Annotated in this window: 24 protein-coding genes; 10 read left to right on the top strand and 14 right to left on the bottom strand. The window is 65.1% G+C overall.

Annotated features, from left to right (window positions below):
• Positions 1–3: 3 nt before the first annotated feature.
• The 7 genes from AC1RRP_RS19140 to AC1RRP_RS19110 form a co-directional block, all read right to left on the bottom strand.
• Positions 4–1,329: a TRAP transporter large permease gene (locus AC1RRP_RS19140; RefSeq protein ID WP_493038961.1), complete on the bottom strand. Its 1,326-nt coding sequence runs from the start codon at positions 1,327–1,329 to the stop codon at positions 4–6.
• Entirely contained in the window at positions 1,322–1,849 is a 528-nt protein-coding gene (locus tag AC1RRP_RS19135; RefSeq protein WP_493038960.1) for a TRAP transporter small permease subunit, read from the bottom strand. Before AC1RRP_RS19135 ends, AC1RRP_RS19140 begins: the two co-directional genes overlap by 8 nt.
• Before the next feature lie 125 nt (positions 1,850–1,974).
• Positions 1,975–3,069 (bottom strand): TRAP transporter substrate-binding protein, encoded by a 1,095-nt coding sequence (locus tag AC1RRP_RS19130; protein ID WP_493038959.1) that lies wholly within the window; start codon positions 3,067–3,069, stop codon positions 1,975–1,977.
• Between the two features lie 120 nt (positions 3,070–3,189).
• Positions 3,190–3,813, bottom strand: coding sequence for an ABC-type transport auxiliary lipoprotein family protein (locus AC1RRP_RS19125; protein ID WP_493038958.1), 624 nt, complete (start codon positions 3,811–3,813; stop codon positions 3,190–3,192).
• Positions 3,814–3,824: 11 nt separating this feature from the next.
• A complete protein-coding gene (locus AC1RRP_RS19120) occupies positions 3,825–4,757 on the bottom strand; it encodes an MlaD family protein (protein WP_493038957.1) in 933 nt (310 codons plus the stop codon).
• Between the two features lie 10 nt (positions 4,758–4,767).
• Positions 4,768–5,556, bottom strand: coding sequence for an ABC transporter ATP-binding protein (locus AC1RRP_RS19115; RefSeq protein ID WP_493038981.1), 789 nt, complete (start codon positions 5,554–5,556; stop codon positions 4,768–4,770).
• 2 nt (positions 5,557–5,558) lie between these two features.
• Complete coding sequence (locus AC1RRP_RS19110) at positions 5,559–6,680, bottom strand: MlaE family ABC transporter permease (RefSeq protein WP_493038956.1); 1,122 nt, start codon at positions 6,678–6,680, stop codon at positions 5,559–5,561.
• Between the two features lie 92 nt (positions 6,681–6,772).
• Between AC1RRP_RS19110 and AC1RRP_RS19105 the strand changes: the two genes are divergently transcribed.
• The 7 genes from AC1RRP_RS19105 (at position 6,773) to AC1RRP_RS19075 (ending at position 11,139) form a co-directional block, all read left to right on the top strand.
• Positions 6,773–7,555, top strand: a complete 783-nt coding sequence (locus tag AC1RRP_RS19105; RefSeq protein WP_493038955.1) for an enoyl-CoA hydratase/isomerase family protein — start codon at positions 6,773–6,775, stop codon at positions 7,553–7,555.
• Positions 7,556–7,657: 102 nt separating this feature from the next.
• Positions 7,658–9,175: a DASS family sodium-coupled anion symporter gene (locus AC1RRP_RS19100; RefSeq protein ID WP_493038954.1), complete on the top strand. Its 1,518-nt coding sequence runs from the start codon at positions 7,658–7,660 to the stop codon at positions 9,173–9,175.
• Positions 9,176–9,225: 50 nt separating this feature from the next.
• Complete coding sequence (locus tag AC1RRP_RS19095) at positions 9,226–9,528, top strand: BrnT family toxin (protein ID WP_493038953.1); 303 nt, start codon at positions 9,226–9,228, stop codon at positions 9,526–9,528.
• The gene (locus AC1RRP_RS19090; protein WP_493038952.1) at positions 9,512–9,790 is read left to right on the top strand and encodes a BrnA antitoxin family protein; all 279 of its coding nucleotides are present in this window, start codon (positions 9,512–9,514) and stop codon (positions 9,788–9,790) included. The genes AC1RRP_RS19095 and AC1RRP_RS19090 overlap by 17 nt, the downstream gene beginning before the upstream one ends.
• A gap of 83 nt (positions 9,791–9,873) precedes the next feature.
• On the top strand, positions 9,874–10,179 hold the full coding sequence (locus AC1RRP_RS19085) for an addiction module antidote protein (protein WP_493038951.1): 306 nt from the start codon (positions 9,874–9,876) through the stop codon (positions 10,177–10,179).
• A 26-nt stretch (positions 10,180–10,205) separates the two neighbouring features.
• Positions 10,206–10,778, top strand: a complete 573-nt coding sequence (locus AC1RRP_RS19080) for a hypothetical protein (RefSeq protein ID WP_493038950.1) — start codon at positions 10,206–10,208, stop codon at positions 10,776–10,778.
• A 94-nt stretch (positions 10,779–10,872) separates the two neighbouring features.
• Positions 10,873–11,139: a hypothetical protein gene (locus tag AC1RRP_RS19075; RefSeq protein WP_493038949.1), complete on the top strand. Its 267-nt coding sequence runs from the start codon at positions 10,873–10,875 to the stop codon at positions 11,137–11,139.
• 32 nt (positions 11,140–11,171) lie between these two features.
• Here AC1RRP_RS19075 and AC1RRP_RS19070 read toward each other — a convergent pair whose 3' ends face one another.
• Positions 11,172–12,356 (bottom strand): trypsin-like peptidase domain-containing protein, encoded by a 1,185-nt coding sequence (locus AC1RRP_RS19070; RefSeq protein ID WP_493038948.1) that lies wholly within the window; start codon positions 12,354–12,356, stop codon positions 11,172–11,174.
• An 84-nt stretch (positions 12,357–12,440) separates the two neighbouring features.
• Positions 12,441–13,340 (bottom strand): LysR family transcriptional regulator, encoded by a 900-nt coding sequence (locus AC1RRP_RS19065; protein ID WP_493038947.1) that lies wholly within the window; start codon positions 13,338–13,340, stop codon positions 12,441–12,443.
• A gap of 91 nt (positions 13,341–13,431) precedes the next feature.
• Here AC1RRP_RS19065 and AC1RRP_RS19060 point away from each other — a divergent pair, with 91 nt between their 5' ends.
• Complete coding sequence (locus AC1RRP_RS19060; protein ID WP_493038946.1) at positions 13,432–14,943, top strand: CoA-acylating methylmalonate-semialdehyde dehydrogenase; 1,512 nt, start codon at positions 13,432–13,434, stop codon at positions 14,941–14,943.
• A 262-nt stretch (positions 14,944–15,205) separates the two neighbouring features.
• Complete coding sequence (locus AC1RRP_RS19055; protein ID WP_493038945.1) at positions 15,206–16,912, top strand: GMC family oxidoreductase; 1,707 nt, start codon at positions 15,206–15,208, stop codon at positions 16,910–16,912.
• Between the two features lie 9 nt (positions 16,913–16,921).
• Here the strand turns inward: AC1RRP_RS19055 and AC1RRP_RS19050 are convergent, their stop codons facing one another.
• Positions 16,922–17,236, bottom strand: a complete 315-nt coding sequence (locus tag AC1RRP_RS19050) for a hypothetical protein (RefSeq protein WP_493038944.1) — start codon at positions 17,234–17,236, stop codon at positions 16,922–16,924.
• Between the two features lie 322 nt (positions 17,237–17,558).
• Here AC1RRP_RS19050 and AC1RRP_RS19045 point away from each other — a divergent pair, with 322 nt between their 5' ends.
• Positions 17,559–18,323: a sulfite exporter TauE/SafE family protein gene (locus AC1RRP_RS19045; RefSeq protein ID WP_493038943.1), complete on the top strand. Its 765-nt coding sequence runs from the start codon at positions 17,559–17,561 to the stop codon at positions 18,321–18,323.
• Positions 18,324–18,329: 6 nt separating this feature from the next.
• Here AC1RRP_RS19045 and mrdA read toward each other — a convergent pair whose 3' ends face one another.
• From mrdA to AC1RRP_RS19025, 4 genes are all read right to left on the bottom strand, one after another.
• Positions 18,330–20,312: a penicillin-binding protein 2 gene (gene mrdA / locus AC1RRP_RS19040; protein ID WP_493038942.1), complete on the bottom strand. Its 1,983-nt coding sequence runs from the start codon at positions 20,310–20,312 to the stop codon at positions 18,330–18,332.
• A 110-nt stretch (positions 20,313–20,422) separates the two neighbouring features.
• A complete protein-coding gene (gene mreD, locus AC1RRP_RS19035; protein ID WP_493038941.1) occupies positions 20,423–20,953 on the bottom strand; it encodes a rod shape-determining protein MreD in 531 nt (176 codons plus the stop codon).
• The gene (mreC, locus tag AC1RRP_RS19030; protein ID WP_493038940.1) at positions 20,950–21,888 is read right to left on the bottom strand and encodes a rod shape-determining protein MreC; all 939 of its coding nucleotides are present in this window, start codon (positions 21,886–21,888) and stop codon (positions 20,950–20,952) included. The genes mreD and mreC overlap by 4 nt, the downstream gene beginning before the upstream one ends.
• 15 nt (positions 21,889–21,903) lie before the next feature.
• The gene (locus AC1RRP_RS19025; protein ID WP_057674180.1) at positions 21,904–22,947 is read right to left on the bottom strand and encodes a rod shape-determining protein; all 1,044 of its coding nucleotides are present in this window, start codon (positions 22,945–22,947) and stop codon (positions 21,904–21,906) included.
• Between the last annotated feature and the right edge of the window lie 121 nt (positions 22,948–23,068).

Here is a 23,068-nt window from a genome sequence, read left to right as displayed (position 1 = left end):
AGATTACCAGCCGATGGCCTTGGGCAGCCAGAGCGCGATCTGCGGATAGAAGAACAGCAGCAGTAGTGTCAGGCCTTGCATGATGATGAACGGCACCACACCCTTGTAGATGTCCTTGATCGTCACCTCCGGCGGCGCCACCCCCTTGAGATAGAACAGTGCCCAGCCGAAGGGTGGCGTCAGGAAGGAGGACTGCAGGTTCACCGTGATCAGCATGGCCAGCCAGACCGGGTCCACGCCCTGGGCCAGCAGCACCGGCAGGAACAGAGGAACGGCGATGTAGCTGATCTCGATCCACTCGATGAAAAATCCCAGCACGAAGATCAGCAGCATCATGAACCAGATGTCGCTGTTCACGCCACCGGGCAGCACCTCGAACATGTGCGTGATCAGGTCCTCGCCATGCAGGCCGCGGAAAGCCAGCGCAAACACCTGGGCCGTCATGAGGATGAGCATCATGATGGCGGTGATCTTGCTGGTCTCCAGCGCCACGTCTTTGAGGATCTTCCAGGTAAAGCGACCCGACAGCACGGTGATCAACACCGCCCCCACGGCGCCCATGGAGGCTGCCTCGGTCGGCGCAGCAATGCCCCCGACGATGGAGCCCAGCACGGACACCACCAGCATGATGGGCGGGACCACGACTTTCCAGAAGCGGATCCAGAGCTGGCGGCGCGAGACGCCGTCGCGCTCGGCCTGCGGGATCGGCGGCATCAGGTCGGGCTTGAGCCAGCCCAGCACCAGCAGGAAGATGATGTACACCGTCGACAGCAACAGGCCCGGCCCGACGGCGGCGGCGAACAGCGTGCCCACCGAGAGCTGCATGATGTCCGACAACAGGATCAGGATCAGGCTGGGCGGAATGATCTGGCCCAGGGTGCCCGAGGCGCAGATGGCGCCGCAGGCAATGCTCTTGTTGTAGCCACGCTTGATCAGCGTGGGCAGGGTCAGCAGGCCCAGGGTGATGACGGTGGCACCCACGATGCCGGTGGTCGCCCCCATGAGCACGCCGAACAGGATGATGCCCACGCCCATGCCGCCGCGCACGCCACCGGCAATGTGGCCCATCACGTCCAGCAGGTCGTCGGCCAGGCGGGATTTCTCCAGCATCACACCCATGAAGACAAAGAGCGGAATCGCCATCCACTGGTAACCGGCCACGATGCCGTAGAAACGCGCCGGCAGCAGGCTGAACAGGCTGTCGCCGAAACCCAGGTAGCCGAAGACGAAACCCACGGTCGCCAGCGTGGTGGCCACCGGCACACCGATCATCAGCAGGGCAAAGAAGGCCACCAGCATCAGGATGGCATAGGTCTGCGGTTCAAACATGGCGACCCTCCACCGTTTGCGCGCGCTCGTGGAACAGGCGCAGCAGGGCCGCCACCGTCTGCAGGGCCACCAGGCCGTAACCGATCGGGATCAGCGACTTGACGACCCAGCGCAGCGGGATGCCCCCCGGATCGGGCGAGCTCTCCTGGATGGAATAGGCCTGCATCACATAGGCTACCGACACCTTGATGAAGATCAGCGCCACGGCCAGCAAGAGCAGCAGCGAGATCACGTCGACGATGAATTTCCTGCCCGCCGAATAGTTCGCGTAGAACAGGTCCACGCGCACGTTGTCGCCGCGCTGCAGGGCGTAGCACATGCCCAGCAGGATGAGTGCCGCCAGCAGGTGCCATTCCAGCTCCTGGGCCCAGACGGAACCGAAGCTGAAGGTGTACCGCAGCAGGACATTGACCGCGACCAGTCCGATCATGGCAAGCGCCACCCAGAGGGTGACCCGCCCAACGACATCGATCAGCGATTCAATCTTCTCCATCACGGAGGTGATCGCTTTGTTTGACATGCAATACCTTTCTGACGGACCTCAGCAAACCCCTCGCCCATCCGGGGGGAGCTTGCCGAGATCCCTTTGATTGATGGCCATGCGCTCAGCCAGGCTCAGCGCGAACGGTGTGATGCGGCCCTCGTTCAGCCGCGTACCTTGGTGTGGTACTGCTCTTCGCTGACCTCGACCCAGCGGTCGTACTTGGCCTTGAAGCCCATGTAGGAGTCGTGCACCTTCTTGACCAGCGGGTCCTTGGCCACGGCCTCGGCCAGCACCTTGTCGGTCTCCACGCGCAGCGCCTGGATCACGGCATCGGGCAAGGGCTTGGCAATGACCTTCTGGTTCTTGACCAGGTCTTCCATGGCCTCGGAGTTGGCCTTCTGGCACCAGCCCTCGCTGATGACGTTGCAGGCGGCCGAGGCGTTCTGCACGATGGCCTGCAGGTCCTTGGGCAGCTTGTCCCAGGCGGCCTTGTTGATCAGCAGTTCGGAAACGGTAGCGGCCTCGTGCCAGCCGGTGGTGTAGTAGTACTTGGCGGCTTTCTGCAGGCCCAGGCGGCGGTCCTGGTAGGGGCCGACGAACTCGGCCGCATCGATCACGCCGCGCTCCAGCGCGGGGAAGATCTCGCCGCCGGGCAGCACCTTCACGTCCACGCCCAGGTTGGCGTAGACCTTGCCGGCCAGGCCGGGGATGCGCATCTTCAGGCCCTTGAGGTCGGCAACGCTCTTGATCTCTTTCTTGAACCAGCCCGTCATCTGCACGCCGGTGTTGCCGCAGGGCATGGCCACCATCCCGAAGGGTGCGTAGACCTCGTTCCACAGGTCGATGCCGCCGCCGTCATACAACCAGCCGTTCATGCCCTGAAAGTTCAGGCCGAAAGGCACGGCGGTGAAGTACTGGGCGGCAAAGGTCTTGCCGGTCCAGAAATAGCTGTTGGCATGGTTCATCTCCACCGTGCCGGCACGCACGGCGTCGAAACCCTCGAAGGCCGGGATCAGCTCACCGGCACCGAAGACCTGGATCTTCAGGCGGCCGCCGGACATGTCCGCGATGCGCTTGGCCAGATCGGTCGCGCTGCCCGGGCCGTCCATATAGAAGGGCGAGCCCTTGGGATAGGCGCTGGTCATCTTCCAGTTGAAGCTCTGCTGCGCCTTGGCGACCATGGGGAAGGCCAGCGCGCCTGCGGCAGCGGCACCGGTCACGCTCTTGGAAACAAACGAACGACGATCCAGTTTCATGAGGAAGCTCCTGTGGTGGTGTTGAATATCACCCTATCCGCAAGGAGCGTGCCTGATTCAGGGCACTGAAGATACTGGGGTTTGCACCATCCTGGGGCAACCCTCAGTTTGTATGCATGCTTATCGTTGCATTTGCAGCCACTGCACCAATTCGATCACCGCGGCATCGGTCGCCGCACCCAAAGCGCGCACCCCACCCGCGGCGTCGGCACTGGCAGCCGGCTGCTGCAGCTGCAGTTCACGTTGGGCCAGCAGCTGTTCACCGCCGGCCGTGCGCTGCAGCAGGCTGGCGCGCAGGCGCAGCAGGCCGGCGCTTTGGTCTGCGCTGCTGAACAGCTGGCTGAACTCTTCGAGTTCGATGTGCAGCAGGCGCGGCGCAGCGTCACCCGCCGGCGGCAGCACGTACTGCCGGCCCAGGCCCTCGCGCAGGCGCTGCTGCAGGAGTTCGGCGGGCACCATGGCCCAGCGGGCCTGGCTGTAGGCACGCAGCTGCTGCGCATCGGCATACGCCAGGCGATACAGCATGGCCGGGCTGTCCAGCGCCGGACTGGCCTGCACGCGCAAGGCCAGCAGCGGCCGCGTACCCGCCACCTGCGGGGTGACGGCGGCGGCCGGACCGAAGTCGTAGCGCAGCGGCGCTGGGGCGCGTTCGGGCAGGCCGGCGCAGGCCGACAGCAGGGCCACCGAGATCAGCAGCAGCGCCCATCGGGCGGCGCTCCGCAACGAGACAGCGGTTTGCGTCAATTCAACTCTCCTCATCGCGCACCTCGCGGCACGACAAAACCGGGTTCACCCGGACCGGGCAGGGCCAGGGCCGGGCCGTAGATCAGGGCCTGGGGGTTGTCGTCCAGCGTGGTGGCGGCGCGCCCCACCTGGCGCACCGAGCGGCCGGCGTCATCAAGCGCACGGTTCAGGCGCGGCAGGCTGGACTGCTGCAGGGCCTGGCCGGTGCTGGCCAGCGCGCCCACGCCCTGTTGCAACTGGTCCAGCGTGCCGCCGGGTTGCTGCAGGCGCTGGGCCAGGCCCGCATAGTGGTCGGCCGTCTTGCGCACCTGTTCGGCGCTGGCGCCAACACTGTTGGCCGACTCGCGCATGGCCTGGAAGGAGACGCGCGCCTCCTGCATGGCCGGTGGCACGGCCGCGGCCGCCTCGCCCAGGGCGTCGATGCTCTTGCGCAGCGCCCGCTGATTCTCGGGTGCCAGCAGCTGGTTGACGCGACGCGTCGTTTCCTCCAGCTGGCCCAGCAGGCGCTCCCCCTGGCGCGACCACTGGTCCATCAGGCCCGGACGCATGGGGATGCGCGGCGTCTGGCCGCCCACCACAGCCAGCGACTCGCGCGACTCGCCGCTGTCGTCGAGCTGCACGAAGGCAATGCCGGTCAGGCCCTGGTAGCCCAGGCTGGCATAGGTCGAGCGGGTGATGGGCGCGCTGGCGTCCAGCTCCAGGCGCACCAGCACCAGGCCCGGGCTCAGCGGGTCGAAACCGATGTCCGCCACCTTGCCGACCTTGACGCCGCGAAAGCGCACCGAGGCCTGCGACTGCAGGCCGGTGACGGCATCGCGTGTGGACACCTCGTAACTGCGCACCTCACCAGCCTGGCGCGTGAGCCAGACCGCCAGCGCCACCAGCAGCGCCGTCACCAGCAGCACAAAAGTGCCGGCGGCCAGTGCATGGGCCTTGTTTTCCATAAGCTGCTTTCTACCCGTCTTTGGTCGCATCATGCAACAGGGCTTGCGCCCGCCGCCCACGCTCCCCGCAGAAGAAGTCACGGATGAAGGGATGGGTATGCACCATCACCTCCTGCGGGGTGCCAGTGACAACAACATGCTGCTCGGCCAGCACGGCAACGCGGGTGCTCAGCTCGAAGATGGTATCGAGGTCGTGCGTGACCATCACCACCGTCAGGTCCAGCTCCTGGTGCAGCGAGCGCAGCAGATCGCAGAAGTCGTCGGCGCTGTCGGGGTCCAGGCCGGCGGTCGGCTCGTCGAGCAGCAGCAGGGGCGGGTCCATGACCAGCGCACGCGCCAGCGCCACGCGCTTGACCATGCCCCCAGACAGATCGGCCGGCATCTTGTGCGCCTGCGACGGGTCCAGGCCCACCATCTGCAGCTTGACCAGCGCCGCGTCGCGCACAAGCTCTGGCGGCAAGGTGCGCAGCTCGTGCAGGGGGAAGGCGATGTTTTCCAGCACGCTGAAGGCCGAGAACAGCGCGCCGTGCTGAAACAGCATGCCCACGCGGCTGGCCGCCCCCGGTGCGCCGAGCTCGCTGGCCGGGCGGCCCAGCACGCTGACGCGGCCGCGCGCCGGCCGCTCCAGCCCCAGCATCTGGCGCAGCAGCACCGTCTTGCCGCTGCCCGAGCCGCCGACAACGGACATCAGCTCACCCGCCTCGATCTTCAGGTTCAGATCGCGGTGCACGACAAACTCGCGTCCCGCGCTGCGAAACACCGAGGACAGGCCTTCGATCTCGACCACGGGTGCGCTCATCGTCATATGCCCACGTTCCTGAACACCACGGCGAACAGCGCGTCCACCAGGATCACCACCGTGATCGACACCACCACCGAAGCTGTGGTGCCCTGGCCCAGGCTCTCGGTATTGGGCTTGACGCGCAGACCGAAGTGACAGCCCACCAGCGCGATGAACACGCCGAAGACCACCGACTTGCCGGTGGCCAGCGTCAGGTTGGAGGCCTGCACGGCATCGGGCAGGGCCGAGAGGAAATAGGCCGGCGACACGCCCATGGTGAGGTCGGAGGCGATCATGCCTCCCACCAGGGCCGCCATCGTGGTCCAGACCGAGATCAGGGGCATGGCCACGGCCATGGCCAGCACGCGCGGCAGCACCAGGCGCCAGCCGCGTGCGATGCCCATCACGCGCATGGCGTCGATCTCCTCCGTCACGCGCATCACGCCGATCTGCGCCGTGATGGTCGAGCCCGAACGCCCCGCGATCAGGATGGCGGCCAGCACCGGCCCCAGCTCGCGGATCACCGAGATGCCCAGCAGGTTGACGATGTAGGGGTCGGCGCCGAAGAGTTGCAGCTGCTGCGCCATCAGGTAGGCCAGCACCACGCCGATCAGGAACCCCACCAGCGCGGTGATGGGCAGCGCCGTGGCGCCGATGTGGTACAGATGGCCCGAGAAATCGCGCCAGGGCCCCCGCCGTGGATGACGCAGGAGGCGCAGCAGGTCCAGCACCAGCTGCCCCGTCAGGCGCAGCATGCCCAGCAGGTGCGCCAGCACCAGCAAGACCTGGCGCCCCAGCCGCTCCCACAGATAGATCGGGCCGTGGTGTTCGGGCGGCGGCATCGCCACGGTGTAGCGCGCCACACGTTCGAGCACCGCCCGCTGCGCCGGCAAGGTGTCGAGCTGTGCGGGCCAGCGCCGGCCCCAGCTGTTCCACAACAGCTGGGCGCCGGTATGGTCCAGCCGCTGGATGCTGCGCAAGTCCCAGGCCTGACCGCCCTGTAGGGCCGCCGGCAACTCGCGCTGCAGCACGGCCCAGGCCGATGGTTCGGCCAGCTGCGCCGCCGTCCACTGCCCCTGCAGCACGATCGCCACCCCTTGCGGCAAGGACTGCCGACGCAAGCTGGGTGGGGTATGGGTCATGAAGGGCTGTCGAAGGACCGTGATGGCATGCATCGTAGCGCCTGATTTCGCCGCCACAATAGCGGCATCCCATCCAAGCCACAGGAGAGCCCATGCGCGCCACCCCCGCCACCGACGAACTGCTGGTCGAGCAGCGCGGCCCCGTGCTGTGGCTCACCATCGACCGCGAGGCACGGCGCAACGCCGTCAGCCACGGCGTGCTGGCCGCCCTGGCCCGCGCCATCGACGCAGCCCAGCAGCAGCGCGACGTCCGCGCCATCGTCATCACTGGCACCGGGAGCAAGGCCTTCTGCGCCGGCGCCGACCTGCAGGCCGACCAGGCCTTCACCACCGACTACTCCGAGCCGCACGGTCACGTGGCACGCGTGCTGCGCGCCGCCAAGGCCAGCACCGTGCCGCTGGTTGCGCGCGTCAACGGCGCCTGCATGGCTGGCGGCATGGGCCTGCTGGCCATGTGCGACCTGGCGGTGGCGGCCCGCCACGCCACCTTCGGCCTGCCCGAGGTCAAGGTCGGCGTGTTCCCGGCCCAGGTGCTCAGCGTGCTGCAGCACCTGATCCCGCGGCGCAAGCTGGCCGAACTCTGCCTCACGGGCGAGCCGCTGAGTTCGGCCGAGGCGCTGGAGTACGGGCTGGTCAATTACGTGGACGATGACCTGGACGGCAAACTGCAATGGCTGCTGGAGCGCCTGCTCGACAAGTCGCCCGCCGCCATCCGCCGCGGCCTCTACACCATGAAAAAGATCGAGAGCATGGCCTTCGAGGAAAGCATGTCCTTCACCGAAAGCCAGATCGCCCTGTTCACGCTGACCGAGGACGCGAAAGAAGGCCAGGCCGCCTTCAAGGAAAAACGCAAGCCGGTCTGGCCCGGGCGCTGAGCCCGGCGGCCCGCGACCGGGCCTGCATTTGATGCATATCAAGAAGTGCCCGGGCACCGGGCGTAGCATGCGCTGACCATTCCATCACAGGAGGAGACCGCCATGGCATCGAATGAAGCTGTTACCGCGAGCCGGGCCCCGGCCCGCGAATCGGTCAACGTGGCGGGCCTGCTGGCCGCCCTGGCCGGCCTGATCGCCGTCCTGCTGCTGCCCCAGCCCGCCGGGCTGCCGGCGGCCGGGCAGATCATGCTGGGCCTGCTGCTCTTCTCCGTCATCCTCTGGGTCACCGAAGCGGTGGACTACGCCATCAGCGCCGCGCTCATCACCGCCCTCATGGCCTTCCTGCTGGGCACTGCGCCCAATGCGGCCAAGCCCGAGGCGCTGCTGGGCACCGGCCCGGCGCTGACCCTGGCCATGGGCGGTTTTGCCAACACGGCGCTGGCGCTGGTCGCTGCGGCCTGCTTCCTCTCGGCGGCCATGACCATCACCGGGCTGGACAAGCGCATCGCCCTCTTCATCCTCTCCAAGGTGGGCGCGCGAACCAACCGCGTGCTGGTGGGCGCCATCCTGGTGGGTATCGTGCTGTCCTTCCTGGTGCCCTCGACCACGGCGCGCGTGGCCTGCCTGGTGCCCATCATCATGGGCATCATCCTGGCCTTCGGCGTGGACCAGCGCTCGCGCTTTGCCGGCATGCTGATGATCGCCACGGCCCAATCGGCGTCGATCTGGAACGTGGGCGTCAAGACGGCGGCCGCGCAGAACATGGTGGCCATCGGCTTCATCGAGAAGGCCTACGGCCAGACCATCACCTGGAGCGACTGGCTGATTGCCGCCGCGCCCTGGTCCATCCTCATGTCCATCGCGCTGTATTTCGTGATGATCAAGATGATGCCGCCCGAAACCGAGGAGATCGTGGGCGGCAAGGAAACCATCCGCGTGGCCCTGCACGCGCTCGGCCCCATGAGCTGGGCCGAAAAGCGGCTGCTGCTGATCACCCTCACCCTGCTGGGCTTATGGGCCACCGAGAAGGTGCTGCACCCGTTTGACACCGCGTCCACGACGATTGCCGCCATCGCCCTGATGTTCACGCCCGGCATCGGTGTCATGGGCTGGAAGCAGGCGCAGTCGCGCATTCCGTGGGGCACCGTCGTGCTGTTCGGCACCGGCATCAGCCTGGGCACCGCCCTGCTGCAGACCAAGGCCGCCGCCTGGCTGGCCAACATCATCGTCGCCAACCTGGGCCTGGCCGGCGCCTCGGCCTTCCTGATCCTGGCCCTGCTCTCGCTCTTCCTGATCGTGGTGCACCTGGGTTTTGCCAGTGCCACGGCGCTGGCCTCGGCCATGATCCCCATCATGATCAGCGTGCTGCAGCAGATCGCCGGCGGCCCCGATGCCGCGCCCATGAACCTGGTGGGCATGACCATGCTGCTGCAGTTCGTCGTGAGCTTCGGCTTCATCCTGCCCGTGAACGCCCCGCAAAACATGGTGGCTTACGGCACCGACACCTTCACCGTGAAGGACTTCGTGCGCACGGGGCTCGTACTCACGGTGATCGGGTTTGCGCTGGTGTTGCTGCTGGGGGCGACGTACTGGCAGTGGATGGGGTATCTGACGAAGTGAATTCCAGCCCGAAAATCACCCCAAACTGTATATGCTGATAATATGCATCCATGATTGATCTGGAGCAGATCAGCGGCTTCGACTGGGACGCCGGCAACGCCCGCAAGAGCGAGGAAAAGCACGGCGTCTCGGTGGCGGAAGCGGAGCAGGTGTTCTTCAACTCCCCGCTGCTGATGCTCCAGGACATGCATCACAGCGACAAGGAACTCCGCATCCATGCGCTGGGCAAGACCGATGAGGGTCGCGCGCTGCACATCAGCCTCACGCTGAGGAAGGCGGGAACCTTGATCCGGGTGATTTCCGCGCGGGACATGCACCGAAAGGAGCGAGCCATCTATGAACAAGCCAGCTAAGGCCGCGCTGAAGGCGGCTCCCAAATTCGCCAACGAAAAGGAGGAGCGGACCTACTGGGAGTCGCACGACTCCACGGCCCATCTGGACTGGTCCCAGGCGCAGAAGGTGACGTTGCCCAACCTGAAGCCAACCACCAAGACCATTTCGCTGCGGCTGCCCCAGCACCTGCTGGACTCCATCAAGGCGGCGGCCAACGCGCGCGACGTGCCTTACCAGTCGCTGATCAAGGTGTGGCTGCAGGAGAAGCTGCACAGCCACTAGCTTCGAGGTACGAAAGCGAATCGCACGAACTTCGGCGAACTGTGTCCGTCCCATGCTTTGGGACACTTGAGGAGTGAGTGACCATGACCAGGAAAGTCAAAGTCTCCGAGTTGCCTGATTTCGACATGGCGGAAATGCTCAAGACCGAAGAAGACGTTGCCAACTACCTGACCGTCGTCCTGGAAGAAAACGACATGGCCGAACTCACCCACGCGCTCGGCGTGGTCGCCCTGGCGCGCGGCATGAGCGCGGTGGCCGAGCAGTCGGGCCTGACGCGCGAGGCGCTGTACCAAGCCCTGCGCTCCACCTCCCTGCCCCGCTTCGACATGATCAACCGGGTGTGCCAGGCACTGGGGGTGAAGCTGGTGGCTCAGGCCATACCCGCTTGAAAACGGGAAGCCCAGCGGTACGGCAGATGAAGCAGGCCCTCCTCGCTTCTCTCGTCAGCGCCAGTGTCGTGGCGTACTGGAGCTACAGCACCGTTTCAACCGAGCAGGCAAATTTTGCCCGCCAGATGAAGGTGATGGATCAGCGGCTGAAGCAGATGGAAGCCGAGCAGATCCGGCAACAGATTCTGTCCCCGATGGAGACGGCCGTCTTCGACGTCAAGGGCGAAAGGAAATTTCAGGTCATCCGGTCGAATATTGGATCCGTCCTGATGATGCTGGAACGCGTTGAGCCAACCCCCAGAGGCATTCGGGTCTTTTTGCGCCTTGGCAACCCACTGTCGGCAGAGTACAAGGGCCTCACCGCAAAGGTACAGTTGAAGCTGAAGGTTGATGCCAAGGACGCGGCAAAGTCTGGAAAACTGCCCTCAACAGAAGTCGACATCAAGGACTCGCTGCCGCCATCTAGCTGGACCACTGTGAGTTTTGAGGTGGCCGCAGACAACGCAGAGCAGCTACAAACGATCTTCTTTACGCCGACGTTTAGCGGCATTCTGCTACCTAGGCGACGGGGGACGTCACCGAATGAAGATCAAGTCTAAATAGATGGGCAGAGGTTAGCCCTATAAGCATAATTCCGATCGCCTAAAGCCTCTAGCTATTCCTTCATCCAGACCCCGATTGCGCTGCACAAACATGTCCCACGTATCCGGATCACTCGAATGGAGCCACGCTGTTTTTCAAAAAGCGCGAAAGGAATCGAATCAACTGATTCTTGATCTTGCCGACGGATCAAGCCGCGTTATGAATTGCGAAAACTGGGATGGAACGGTAGAGCAAACCGAAAGGAAGATCTTTTCAATTAAGCCAGGTGCCGCGATTCGCGTAGCCACATGGGGTGGATGGGATTCAAGCAAGTGGTTCTGCGATGTTGAAGAAATACTTACTCCAACGAATAACTGACACAGCCACCTGACTTGTACAACGTGGTGCGCCTAGTTGCGCTCTATCAATTTTTTTGCTTTCTCAACTTTATCAACAAACTGAGTGAGAGTTGTGTCGTCGGACTTCAAGCCCGCGACGTCCACGGCGTACGTTCGAAGTGCAGCATTCAAATCGCCCCTCTTCACTTCTAAGTAATGTCGAAGCAACACACATCCAAAACGCAAATTTGTTTGCATGTGAAATAACTTGCCTGCATCACCGTCGCCGATAATCTTTGCCCACGCGGCCCCAACTTGCATGTATCCACGCGCACCGTTTTCAGTGACATGGAATCTTCTATATTGGCTTAACGTCTGAATCGTCCCAAGGACAAGACTAGCGTCAATTCCCGCTCGCTTCGATTCGTACCAAACTGTTTGGAGGAAATCCCTTCTGCTGGGCGGATCTGGGATCGTCGACTTCAACTTTTCCGATTGACGATCAAGCCACCTTGAGTATTGCGTTCTTTCGATTTCATCCTTGAATTCAGGCACTGGCGGGGACCGATTTTCGGCCACGGAAAATTTCGAGCCCGTCAGAACCTCCAGCGACACAGCGCTACCCGATTTAGCCTGCGCGCGCCTATCAATTTCAACGCGCAGGTCAGCAATGGGCGCGGCGAAGTTTATGTTTTGACTATCCGCCAAACCTCCAGTGGTGACGCCGATCAGCTGTCCGCGCGAATTTAGTAGAGCGCCACCGCTAGAGCCGGGTGAGATTGGCGCCGATACTTGTAGAAACTGGCCGTTCGGCATAGTTCTAATGCCAGAGATCAGGCCTTCAGCGATTGTCAGATCAAGATTCTTGGGGTGGCCAAGTGAATAGACCTTTTCCCCTGGTTGAGGCTGGGCGTATGAAAGGCTCGCAGCTTTCCCAATCGCAGCGTCCAGTCTGAGTAGACATAAGTCACTTGCGCGGGTTTCTGACACCCTAGCAAAGGTCTTCTTGTCTCCTAGTTGAATTCCAATAAAGTTGGAGTCAGACACAACATGGCAGTTAGTCACCACCAAGTCACCCGGAAGAATGACGCCACTGCCTTGGGCTATCGGCTCACCTTCTTTATCAAACGTGACTATGCGTACAACGCTCTTTGCATTCCGTTCATAAATTTGCGGTGGTCTGAGCTCTTCAGAAAAGCCAAGGGTCCACGCAGCCGAAAGGCCAACAAACAGACAAATTTTTAGCTGGATATTCATTTTGAATTCAAGAACTCGACATGACGGACGGTTTACCATATCTCGCGGAAATCATCCCACAGCCTCACACACCACTTTTCATCATCACCGCCATACCTGTCCCAACGCCGCCCACGCACTTGCCACCACCGGCTCCCCGCGCCGTGCGCGCAGGCTGACAAAGCACAGCTGGCAGTCCAGGCTCACCCGGTCCGCCACCACCAGGCCGCGCGCCTGCGCCTCGGTGATGGCAATCGATTCCCGCACCAGGCTGCAGCCCACGCCCGAGCGCACCAGGTCCAGCATGGATGCCTCCTGGTCCACCAGCGCCACCTGGCGCGGGCTCACGCCCAGCGGGCCGAAGACGCGGGCCATGAGACGGTGGTGCGCCGAGGCGGGCGGCGTGGCGATCCAGGGCAGCGCGGCCAGGCCCTTCCAGTCGCGGCCCAGCACCTGCTCGCCCCAGCCGGCCGGGGCCAGCACGCGGTAGCGGAAGTGCGAGAGCACGCGAAACTCAAACAGCCCCGGATCTTCCAGCTCGCCGGGCAGGCCCAGGTAGAAACCCACGTCCAGCTCGCCGCGGCCGATCTGCGCCAGCACTTCGCCGCTCATGCCTTGACGCAGCTCGGTCTCGATCTGCGGCGCGGTCTCGACCAGTTCCTTGAGGAAGGCGCCCAGGCGGGTGAACTCGGGGTCGAGGATGGTGCCGATGCGCAGGCGCCCGCGCACCGTGCTGTGCAAACTCAGCGCGGCCTGGCCGAAATCGGCCAATGCGGCCAGGGCTTTCTCGGCCTGGGGCAAGAGCGCGGCACCATCCGGCGTGAGCGCCAGGCCGTGCGGGGTGCGGGTGAAGAGCTGCAGGCCTGTAAGTTCGGCGAGAGCCTTGAGCTGCAGACTCACGGCCGGCTGGCTCAGGTGCAGGCGCGTGGCGGCGCGCGAGACATTGCCTTCGCGCGCCACGGCGACGAAGGCCCGCAAGGTTTGGGGATCAGCAGGCGTAGCCATATTTGAAAAATTTATACCATCATTTTGAGCAAGTCATTGGAAAAACCGCCTGATTTCCACGACACTCCCTCATCCCTGAGGAGACTTCACCATGAGCATTGCAAATATTGACCATTACATCGGCGGCAAGCTTGTCGCCGGCACCTCCGGCCGCCACCAGGACGTGTTCAACCCCGCCACCGGCGCCGTGAGCGGCAAGACCGCGCTGGCCAGCACCGCCGAGGTGGACAAGGCTGTGGCTGCCGCCCAGGCCGCGTTCCCGGCCTGGAACGACACCTCGCCGCTGCGCCGCGCGCGCATCCTGTTCAAGTTCCTGGAGCTGATGAACCAGCACCGCGACGACCTGGCCCGCCTGATCACGGCCGAGCACGGCAAGGTGTTCACCGATGCGCAGGGTGAAGTGACGCGCGGCATCGAGATCCTGGAGTTCGCCACCGGCATTCCGCAGCTGCTCAAGGGCGACTACACCGAGCAGGTCTCCACCGGCATGGACAACTGGACCATGCGCCAGGCCCTGGGCGTGGTGGCGGGCATCACGCCCTTCAATTTCCCGGTCATGGTGCCGATGTGGATGTTCCCGGTGGCCATTGCCGCAGGCAACACCTTCATCCTCAAGCCCAGCCCCATCGACCCCAGCCCCTCGCTCTTCATGGCCGATCTGCTCAAGAAGGCCGGCCTGCCCGATGGCGTGTTCAACGTGGTGCAGGGCGACAAGGAAGCCGTGGACGCGCTGCTGGCCCACCATGATGTCAAGGCCGTGAGCTTCGTCGGCTCCACGCCGATTGCCAACTACATCTACGAGACCGGCGCGCGCAACGGCAAGCGCGTGCAGGCCCTGGGCGGCGCCAAGAACCACATGGTGGTGATGCCCGACGCCGACCTGGACCAGGCGGTGGACGGCCTGATCGGCGCGGCCTATGGCTCGGCCGGCGAGCGCTGCATGGCGATCTCGGTGGCGGTGCTCGTGGGCGACGTGGCCGACAAGATCATGCCCAAGCTGATCGAACGGACCAAGGCACTCAAGGTCAAGAACGGCATGGAGCTGGACGCCGAGATGGGCCCCATCGTCACAAGCGTTGCGCACAACCGCATCACCGGCTACATCGAGCACGGCGCCAAGGAAGGTGCCAAGCTGCTGGTCGACGGCCGCACGTTCCAGGGCAAGGCGGCCGGTGCCGGCTGCGACCAGGGCTTCTGGCTGGGCGGCACGCTGTTTGACCATGTCACGCCCGAGATGAAGATCTACAAGGAAGAGATTTTCGGCCCGGTGCTGGCCTGCGTGCGCGTGCCCGACTTCGCCACCGCGGTGAAGCTGGTCAACGACCACGAGTTCGGCAACGGCGTGGCCTGCTACACACGTGACGGCCACGCCGCGCGCGAATTCGCCCGCCGCATCCAGGTGGGCATGGTCGGCATCAACGTGCCGATCCCGGTGCCCATGGCCTGGCACGGCTTCGGCGGCTGGAAGCGTTCGCTGTTCGGCGACATGCACGCCTACGGCGAAGAAGGCGTGCGCTTCTACACCAAGCAGAAGTCCATCATGCAGCGCTGGCCCGAGAGCATCGGCAAGGGGGCCGAGTTCGCGATGCCCACGAGTAAGTGAAGCCCCCCTGAGCCGGCCCGGAGGCCGGCTTCCCCCGGAGGGGGACGCCACCAGCGGCCCGGCCAAGCCGGTTCCGCGGTGGCCCCCGATCAAGGCACGTCATGCCAGCGGGTCTGGGATATGGAGATAAGTCCGATGTACGAAGAAGAACTGCATGCGACACGAGGCGCCTTCGCGCGGCCACCGCGGAACCGGCTTTGCCGGGCCGCTGGTGGCGCCCCCTTGAGGGGGAGGCGGCAGCAGGCCGCTTCGGGGGGGAGCCATGTCTGACACAACCTTCGACTACATCATCATCGGCGCCGGCACCGCCGGCTGCCTGCTGGCCAACCGGCTCAGCATGGACGCGAGCAAGCGTGTGCTGCTGATCGAGGCGGGGCGTCGCGACGATTACCACTGGATCCACATTCCGGTGGGTTACCTCCACTGCATCGGCAACCCGCGCACCGACTGGCTCTACAACACCGAGCCCGCCGCCGGGCTGAACGGCCGCAGCCTGCGCTACCCGCGCGGCAAGACGCTGGGCGGCTGCTCCAGCATCAACGGCATGATCTACATGCGCGGCCAGTCGCGCGACTACGACCAATGGGCGCAGTTGACCGGCGACGACAGCTGGCGCTGGGACCAGGTGCTGCCCTACTTCAAGCACCACGAAGACTATTACAAGGGTGCCGACGCCCTGCACGGCGCCAAGGGCGTACCGACCGAGCTGCTCGACCTCAAAAAGCACCCCACCGACCACTACCGCACGCTGATGCGCCACCACATCACGGGCGGCGAATGGCGCATCGAGAAGCAGCGCCTGCGCTGGGACGTGCTGGACGCCTTTTCGCAGGCCGCACAGCAAGCCGGCATCCCGGCCAGCGAAGACTTCAACCGCGGCAACAACGAAGGCGTGGGTTACTTTGAAGTCAACCAGAAAAGCGGCTGGCGCTGGAACACGGCCAAGGCCTTCCTACGCCCGAAATGCTATGGCCGCCCCAATTTCGAGCTCTGGACTTCGGCGCAGGTGGCCCGCCTGGTCGTGGAGACCGCACCCGACGGCAGCAAGCAATGCACCGGCGTGCAGGTCTGGACCGGCCAGGAGATGGTGACGGCCACGGCGACGCGCGAGGTGGTGCTGGCCGCCGGCAGCGTGGGCTCCACGCAGATCCTGCAGCTCTCGGGCATCGGCCCGGGCGAGCTGCTGCGCCTGCACGAGGTGCCCGTGGTGCACGAATTGCCCGGCGTGGGCGCCAACCTGCAGGACCACCTGCAGATCCGCTCGGTCTACAAGGTGCAGGGCGTCAAGACGCTCAACACCATGGCCAGCAGCCTGTGGGGCAAGGCCATGATCGGGCTGGAGTACGCGATCAAGCGCAGCGGCCCCATGAGCATGGCGCCCAGCCAGCTCGGCGCCTTCACCCGGAGCGACCCGGCCCAGCCCTGGCCCAACATCGAATACCACGTGCAGCCGCTCTCGCTGGACGCCTTTGGCGAGCCGCTGCACAGCTTCAACGCCTTCACGGCCAGCGTCTGCAACCTCAACCCGACCAGCCGCGGCAGCATCCAGATCCGCAGCAAGCGCTTCGAGGACGCGCCGGCGATCGCGCCCAACTACCTGAGCACCGAGGCAGACCGCAAGGTGGCGGCCGATTCGCTGCGCGTGACCCGCCGCATCGTGGAGCAGCCCGCGCTGGCAAAGTACCAGCCGCAGGAATGGAAACCCGGCACGCAGTACCAGAGCGACGAAGACCTGGCACGGCTGGCCGGCGATATCGCCACCACCATCTTCCACCCGGTGGGCACCACCCGCATGGGCCGGGCCGACGACCCCATGGCCGTGGTCGACCCGCAGTTGCGCGTGCGCGGCATCCGCGGCCTGCGCGTGGCGGATGCCGGTGTCATGCCTACCATCACCAGCGGCAACACCAACTCACCGACCTTGATGATCGCCGAGCGCGCGGCGCACCTGATCCTGGCCGAGGCCTGAGCCCGCGGCTCAGCGCAGACGCCCGACGTAACGCGCCTCCAGCCCCGCCGGAGCCGATGGCGCTTCAACGGGCATCACCTTGGGCGCGACCTTGACTGGTTTTGGTGCAGGGCGCAGGGCCTGCATGGCGGCATCCATGCGGTGCGCCAGCTCGGCCAGCTCATCCAGGCCCTTTTCCAGGGCGGCGGCGCGGGCAAAGCGCACCACGTCGTCGGCATATTCCAGGTTGCGGGCCATCCATTCGGTATCGGTCACCCGTCCGGTGACCCGGCGCAGCTGCACATGCAGATGGGCGGCGATGGCGATGCGTTCACTCTCGAGCATGGTGGTTTCCTGCAGGACACGGACCAGCCGGGAAGCAGTATCCGTGCCACAGCCTGGACCAGCGGCCGATCCGGCCCGGGGAAACCCCTAGTCCCCGGCCTGGCGCGCTGACTTACATTACGACCACTCGCAAGCGCGCCCCGGGCGCCGCATGAGAGGAACCGAGGAAGACTTCGACTCAAACGTACAAGAATATTGATACCATCCAGAGCAGATGGCGTTCACCAAGGCACCGCTAACCCCGGTGCCTTTTTATTTGTAGCTCCCGATCGGTTTTAACCCCACTCGCACTTGAGAAATGAGTGTGAACAGACCCTAGTTCATGGAATTCCTGCTCGTCACGCTGGCCTCGCTGCTGGCCGGATTTGTCGATGCCATCGTGGGCGGCGGCGGCCTGGTCCTGCTGCCGGCCCTGTTTGCCGCCTACCCCACGGCCCATGCGGCCACCCTCTTCGGCACCAACAAATCCGCCTCGGTCTGGGGCACGGCCTTCGCTTCGGTGCAGTACGTGCGGCGCGTGGACCTGCGCTGGCGCACCATGCTCCCGGCCATGGCCCTGTCGTTTGCCGGCGCGCTGGCCGGGGCCTGGCTGGTCACCCTGATTGCGCCCGACTTCCTGCGCAAGCTGCTGCCCGCCGTGCTGCTGCTGGTGCTGGTCTACACGCTGATGAAAAAGGAACTGGGCCGACACCATGCGCCGCGTTATGCGGGCCGCCAGGAGATGCTGGCCGCCGGCACAGTGGGCCTGCTCATCGGCTTCTACGACGGGTTCTTCGGCCCGGGCACCGGCAGCTTTTTTGTCTTCCTCTTCGTGCGCTGGCTGGGCTATGACTTCCTGCACGCCTCGGCCGGGGCCAAGCTGCTCAACCTGAGCAGCAACCTCTCGGCGCTCCTGCTGTTCGCCATCAAAGGCCATGTCTGGTGGCATTTCGCGCTGACGCTGGCGCTGGCCAATATCGTGGGCAGCCTGCTGGGCACGCGGCTGGCCCTCAAGCACGGTGCCGGCTTTGTGCGCGGCGTCTTCATCGTCGTGGTAAGTGCGCTGATCCTCAAGACCGGCTACGACGCCTTCCTGCGCCAGGTCTGAGCGGTCTCAGGGCTCCACGGCGACTTGAACGCCCGCCTTGCCCTTGGGCGGCCAGGCCACCTCGGCCGCCAGGCGCGGCTTGCCGATGGGCGTCGCTGCGCGGCCCTGCTTGACGGCGGCCAGGTCTTCCTCGCTCGGGTACTGGCCCAGCAGCCAGTAGTCGAACACCCGCCGCGCCATCGGGGCAGCATGCTCGGCCCCGAAACCCGAGTTCTCCACGATCACCGCCAGGGCGATCTTGGGCTCATCCACCGGGGCAAAGGCGATGTACAGCGCGTGGTCGCGCTGGTGTTCTTCCATCTTGCGCGCGTCGTACTTCTCCTTCTGGCCGATGGTCACCGCCTGCGCGGTGCCGGTCTTGCCGGCGCTGAGGTACTTGGCGCCGAGGAAGGAGCGCGCCGAGGTGCCGTCCTGCGTGACGGCCGCCAGCGCGCGGCGCACGACGGCCAGGTTCTGCTGGCCGTAACGCAGGTTCTCCGGCTGTTTCTTGGCCACGTCCTGTACCACCGTGCTCCCGGCATCCTGCGTGCCGATGACCAGATGGGGCGTGTACTTGATGCCGTTGTTGGCCAGCGTGCCCGTGGCCGACGCCAGCTGCAGCATGGTGAAGGTGTTGTAGCCCTGGCCGATGCCCAGTGAAATGGTTTCACCGGCATACCATTTCTGCTGCTCCGGCCGCTTGTAGGTCCGACGCTTCCAGGCCTGGCTGGGCAGCACACCGCGCACCTCGCCCTGGATGTCGATGCCCGTGAGCTGGCCGAAACCCAGGGGTTTCATGAAATCGTGGATGGCGTCCACGCCCAGGTCGTTGGCCAGGGAATAGTAGTAGACGTTGCTGGACTTGACGATGCTGCGGTGCATGTCCACCGGGCCCAAGCCGCCATCGCCGTGGCTGCGAAAGGTGTGGTCGCCGAAGGTCCAGGAACCGCCGTCGTAGATGATGGTGGAAGGCGAGCGCTTGCCGGTCTCCAGCGCCGCCATGGCCATGAAGGGTTTGTAGGTCGACCCCGGCGGGTAGGTGCCACGCAGGGCCCGGTTCAGCAGCGGCTTGTCGATCGACTCGTTGAGCGCCTGCCAGGATTCGGAGTCGATGCCTTCGACGAACATGTTGGGGTCGAAGGTCGGCTTGCTGACGAAGGCCAGGATCTCGCCGTTGCTGGGATCGAGGGCCACCAACGCACCGCGGCGCTGGCCGAACATCTCCTCGATCAGGTTCTGCAGCTTGATGTCGATCGACAGCACCACATTGTTGCCCGGCTTGGCCGAACTGCTGGCCAGCTTGCGCACGGCCCGCCCGCCGGCCGAGGTCTCGACGCGCTCGAAACCGGTGATGCCGTGCAGGTGCTTCTCGAAGCTCTGCTCCACGCCGAGCTTGCCGATGTAGTCGGTGCCGCGGTAGTTGGCCTGGTCCTCATCGTCCCACTCCTCCTGCTCCTTCTTCTCGGCCGGGTTGATGCGGCCGATGTAACCCACCACGTGGCTGCCGAGCTCGCCCCAGGGGTAGTTGCGGAACAGGCGCGCGCGGATGTCCACGCCGCTGAAGCGATAACGCTGCACGGCAAAACGCGCCACCTCCTCGTCGGACAGACGCGTGCGGATGGGCAGGGACTCCGCGCCCTTGGTTTCTTCCATGAGCTTGCGAAAGCGCCGGCGGTCGCGCGGCGTGATCTCGACCATGTCGGCCAGCTCGTTGATGGTCTGCTCCAGATTGGCGACCTGGGAAGGCGTGATCTCCAGCGTGTAAGCCGAGTAGTTGGTCGCCAGCGGGATGCCGTTGCGGTCCAGGATCAGACCGCGCGTGGGCACCAGCGGCACGACCGTGGTGCGGTTGATCTCGGCCTGCTCCTGCAGCTCGGTATGGCGGACCACCTGCAGGTAGACCAGCCGGAAGAACAGGATCACGAAGCAGGCGAACACCAGCGCAGAGACGACCAGCCCGCGCGCACGGAAGCGATGCAGGTCGGCTTCGACGTTGCGCAGTTCGGTCATGGTGCGAGGACTAGTAAGTAGCTAACCGGTTCGCCGCCGGGCCGCCCCAAGGGGAACCAGCCCCCTCGGGGGGCAGCGCAGTACACGCAGTGACAAGCGTGGGGGCCATATTACAGCGGCCGGTTGGCGTCGGGGTCGGGCGCACGCCGCTGCGGCAGCAGCAGCAGCATGGAGGCCAGCGGCCACAGCAGCGCCTCGATCAGCGGCGCCAGCAGCATCGAAAAGCCCGGGAAATTGCCGCCCACCATCAGGCGCACGGCCAGCGCCACCGAATGGGCGGCAATCAGCAGGGGCAGCACGTGCACCGACTGCGAGGCCAGCGTGAACCACAGCAGACGGCGATGGATGGCGATGGCCAGGAAGTTCAGCACCGAATAGGCCAGGGCATGCTGCCCCAGCACGCTGCCCTGGTGCACGTCCATCAGCAGGCCGAACACGAAGGCCGCCCCGATGCCGACGCGCTGCGGCTGGTGCACGCCCCAGAAGACCAGGGTCAGGGCCAGCAGGTCCGGCGCCCAGGCGGCACGCCCCCAGAGCGCGATGTTGAGCAGCAGGTTGAGGCCGAAAGCCCCTGCCAGGCTGCCCCAGATGAAAAGAGGGTTGGCAGGCAGCAAGAGCTGCTGGCCGGGACGCATGATCATTTCTGCGCCCCCTTGCCGCCGTCCTTCTTGACCGACTTGCCGGCGATCACCGGCTTGTCCTGCGGACGCGGCGGCTGCTGGCCGGCCAGCGTGGGCAGCACCAGCACCTGCGAAGCGCCAGCCACCCGAGCCTGCGGCACACAGTAGATCAGCGCAAAGGGCAGTTCAACGCGGCGCTCGACCTTCTCGACGCGCGCCACCGGCAGGCCCGGCGGGAACACGCCGTCGATGCCGCTGGTGGTCAGGATGTCGCCGGGCCGCACGTCGGCATTGCTGCCCATGTAGCGCAGCTCCAGGGCACCGCCGTGCAGGCTCGGGTCGCCGAAGGCCACGGCGCGCACGCCGGTGCGGATATTGAGCACGGGGATGGCCTGGTCGGCGTCGATCACCAGCGTCACCTCGCTCAGCGAAGGATAGACGCGGGTCACCTGCCCCAGCACGCCGGATTCGTCGAGCACCGGGGCCCCGGCCCTCACGCCGTGGATCAGGCCCTTGTCGATGATGACCTTGTGCGCATAGGGATCGGCCGCGTCGTAGAGCACCTGCGCGGCCAGGCCGGGCGTGGGCATGCGCGCGCGCAGTTCCAGCAACTGGCGCAGGCGCTCGTTCTCCTGGGACAACTGGTCGAACTGCTGCACCCGTGGCGCCTGCAGGCGCAGCTGCTCGCGCAGGGTGGTGGCGTCGTCCTGCGCGCTGCGCAGCGACTGCACGTGGTGGAAGCCGTCGCGGGCCCAGGTCACCGGCTGCAGCAGGGCCCATTGCACGGGATACAGCGCCGAGGCGATAGTCATGCGCACCGGACCGGTGAGCTGAAAACGTGTGTCCGCCACCATGAGGAACAGCGCCACGGCGCTGAACAGCATGAGTTTGGACAGGGCCGAAGCGCCCTGCCGGAAGAAAGGGGGAGGTGCCCTGTCCAGCGTACCAAGTGGCATCGCTGACCTTGTTGATTACTCGTTGGTGAAGATGGCGCCGAGACGATCCATGCGTTCCAGGGCGATGCCGCAGCCGCGCACCACGCAAGTCAGCGGGTCTTCGGCCACCAGCACCGGCAGGCCGGTTTCTTCGGACAGCAGACGGTCCAGGTCGCGCAGCAGCGCGCCGCCGCCGGTCAGCATCATGCCGCGGTCGGCGATGTCGGCGCCGAGTTCGGGCGGGGTCTGCTCCAGCGCGTTTTTCACGGCGGAGACGATGTTGTTCAGCGGGTCGGTCAGGGCTTCGAGAATCTCGTTGGAAGAAATCGTGAAGCTGCGCGGCACACCTTCGGACAGGTTGCGGCCGCGCACTTCCATCTCGCGCACCTCGCTGCCGGGGAAGGCCGAGCCGATGTTCTTCTTGATCGCCTCGGCCGTGGGCTCGCCGATCAGCATGCCGTAGTTGCGGCGGATGTAGTTGATGATGGCCTCGTCGAACTTGTCGCCGCCGACGCGGACCGAGCCCTTGTAGACCATGCCCCCCAGCGAGATCACGCCGACTTCGGTGGTGCCGCCGCCGATGTCCACCACCATGGAGCCGCTGGCCTCGCTGACCGGCAGGCCCGAGCCGATGGCCGCGGCCATGGGTTCCTCGATCAGGTAGACGTCGCTGGCGCCGGCGCCCAGGGCCGATTCGCGGATGGCGCGGCGCTCGACCTGGGTGGAGCCGCAGGGCACGCAGATGATGATGCGCGGGCTGGGCTTGAACACGCCGCGCGGGTGGACCATCTTGATGAACTGCTTGAGCATCTGCTCGGTGACGGTGAAGTCGGCAATCACGCCGTCTTTCATCGGACGGATGGCCTCGATGTTGCCGGGCACCTTGCCCAGCATGGCCTTGGCTTCACGGCCCACGGCCTGGATCGTCTTCTTGCCTTGCGGGCCGCCTTCGTGGCGGATCGCGACCACCGAGGGCTCGTCCAGCACGATGCCACGGTCACGCACGTAAATCAGGGTGTTGGCCGTGCCCAGGTCGATGGCCAGGTCAGTGGAGAAATACTGACGGAAAGCTCCAAACATTACTCGTTCCTCTCTGAGGGCACGGCCGACCTTCGTTCGGCCGTCGCCCGATGCGCAAAACGCGCGGGTTTGATTCGTCGTGTGGCGTCGCAAATCCTGTGGACAGGAAACAATGCCACTA

This window comes from Hylemonella sp. GW821-FHT12C09, assembly GCF_058807395.1.
Note: the sequence above shows the minus strand (reverse complement) of the source record. Positions and strands in the feature narration are given on the sequence as shown.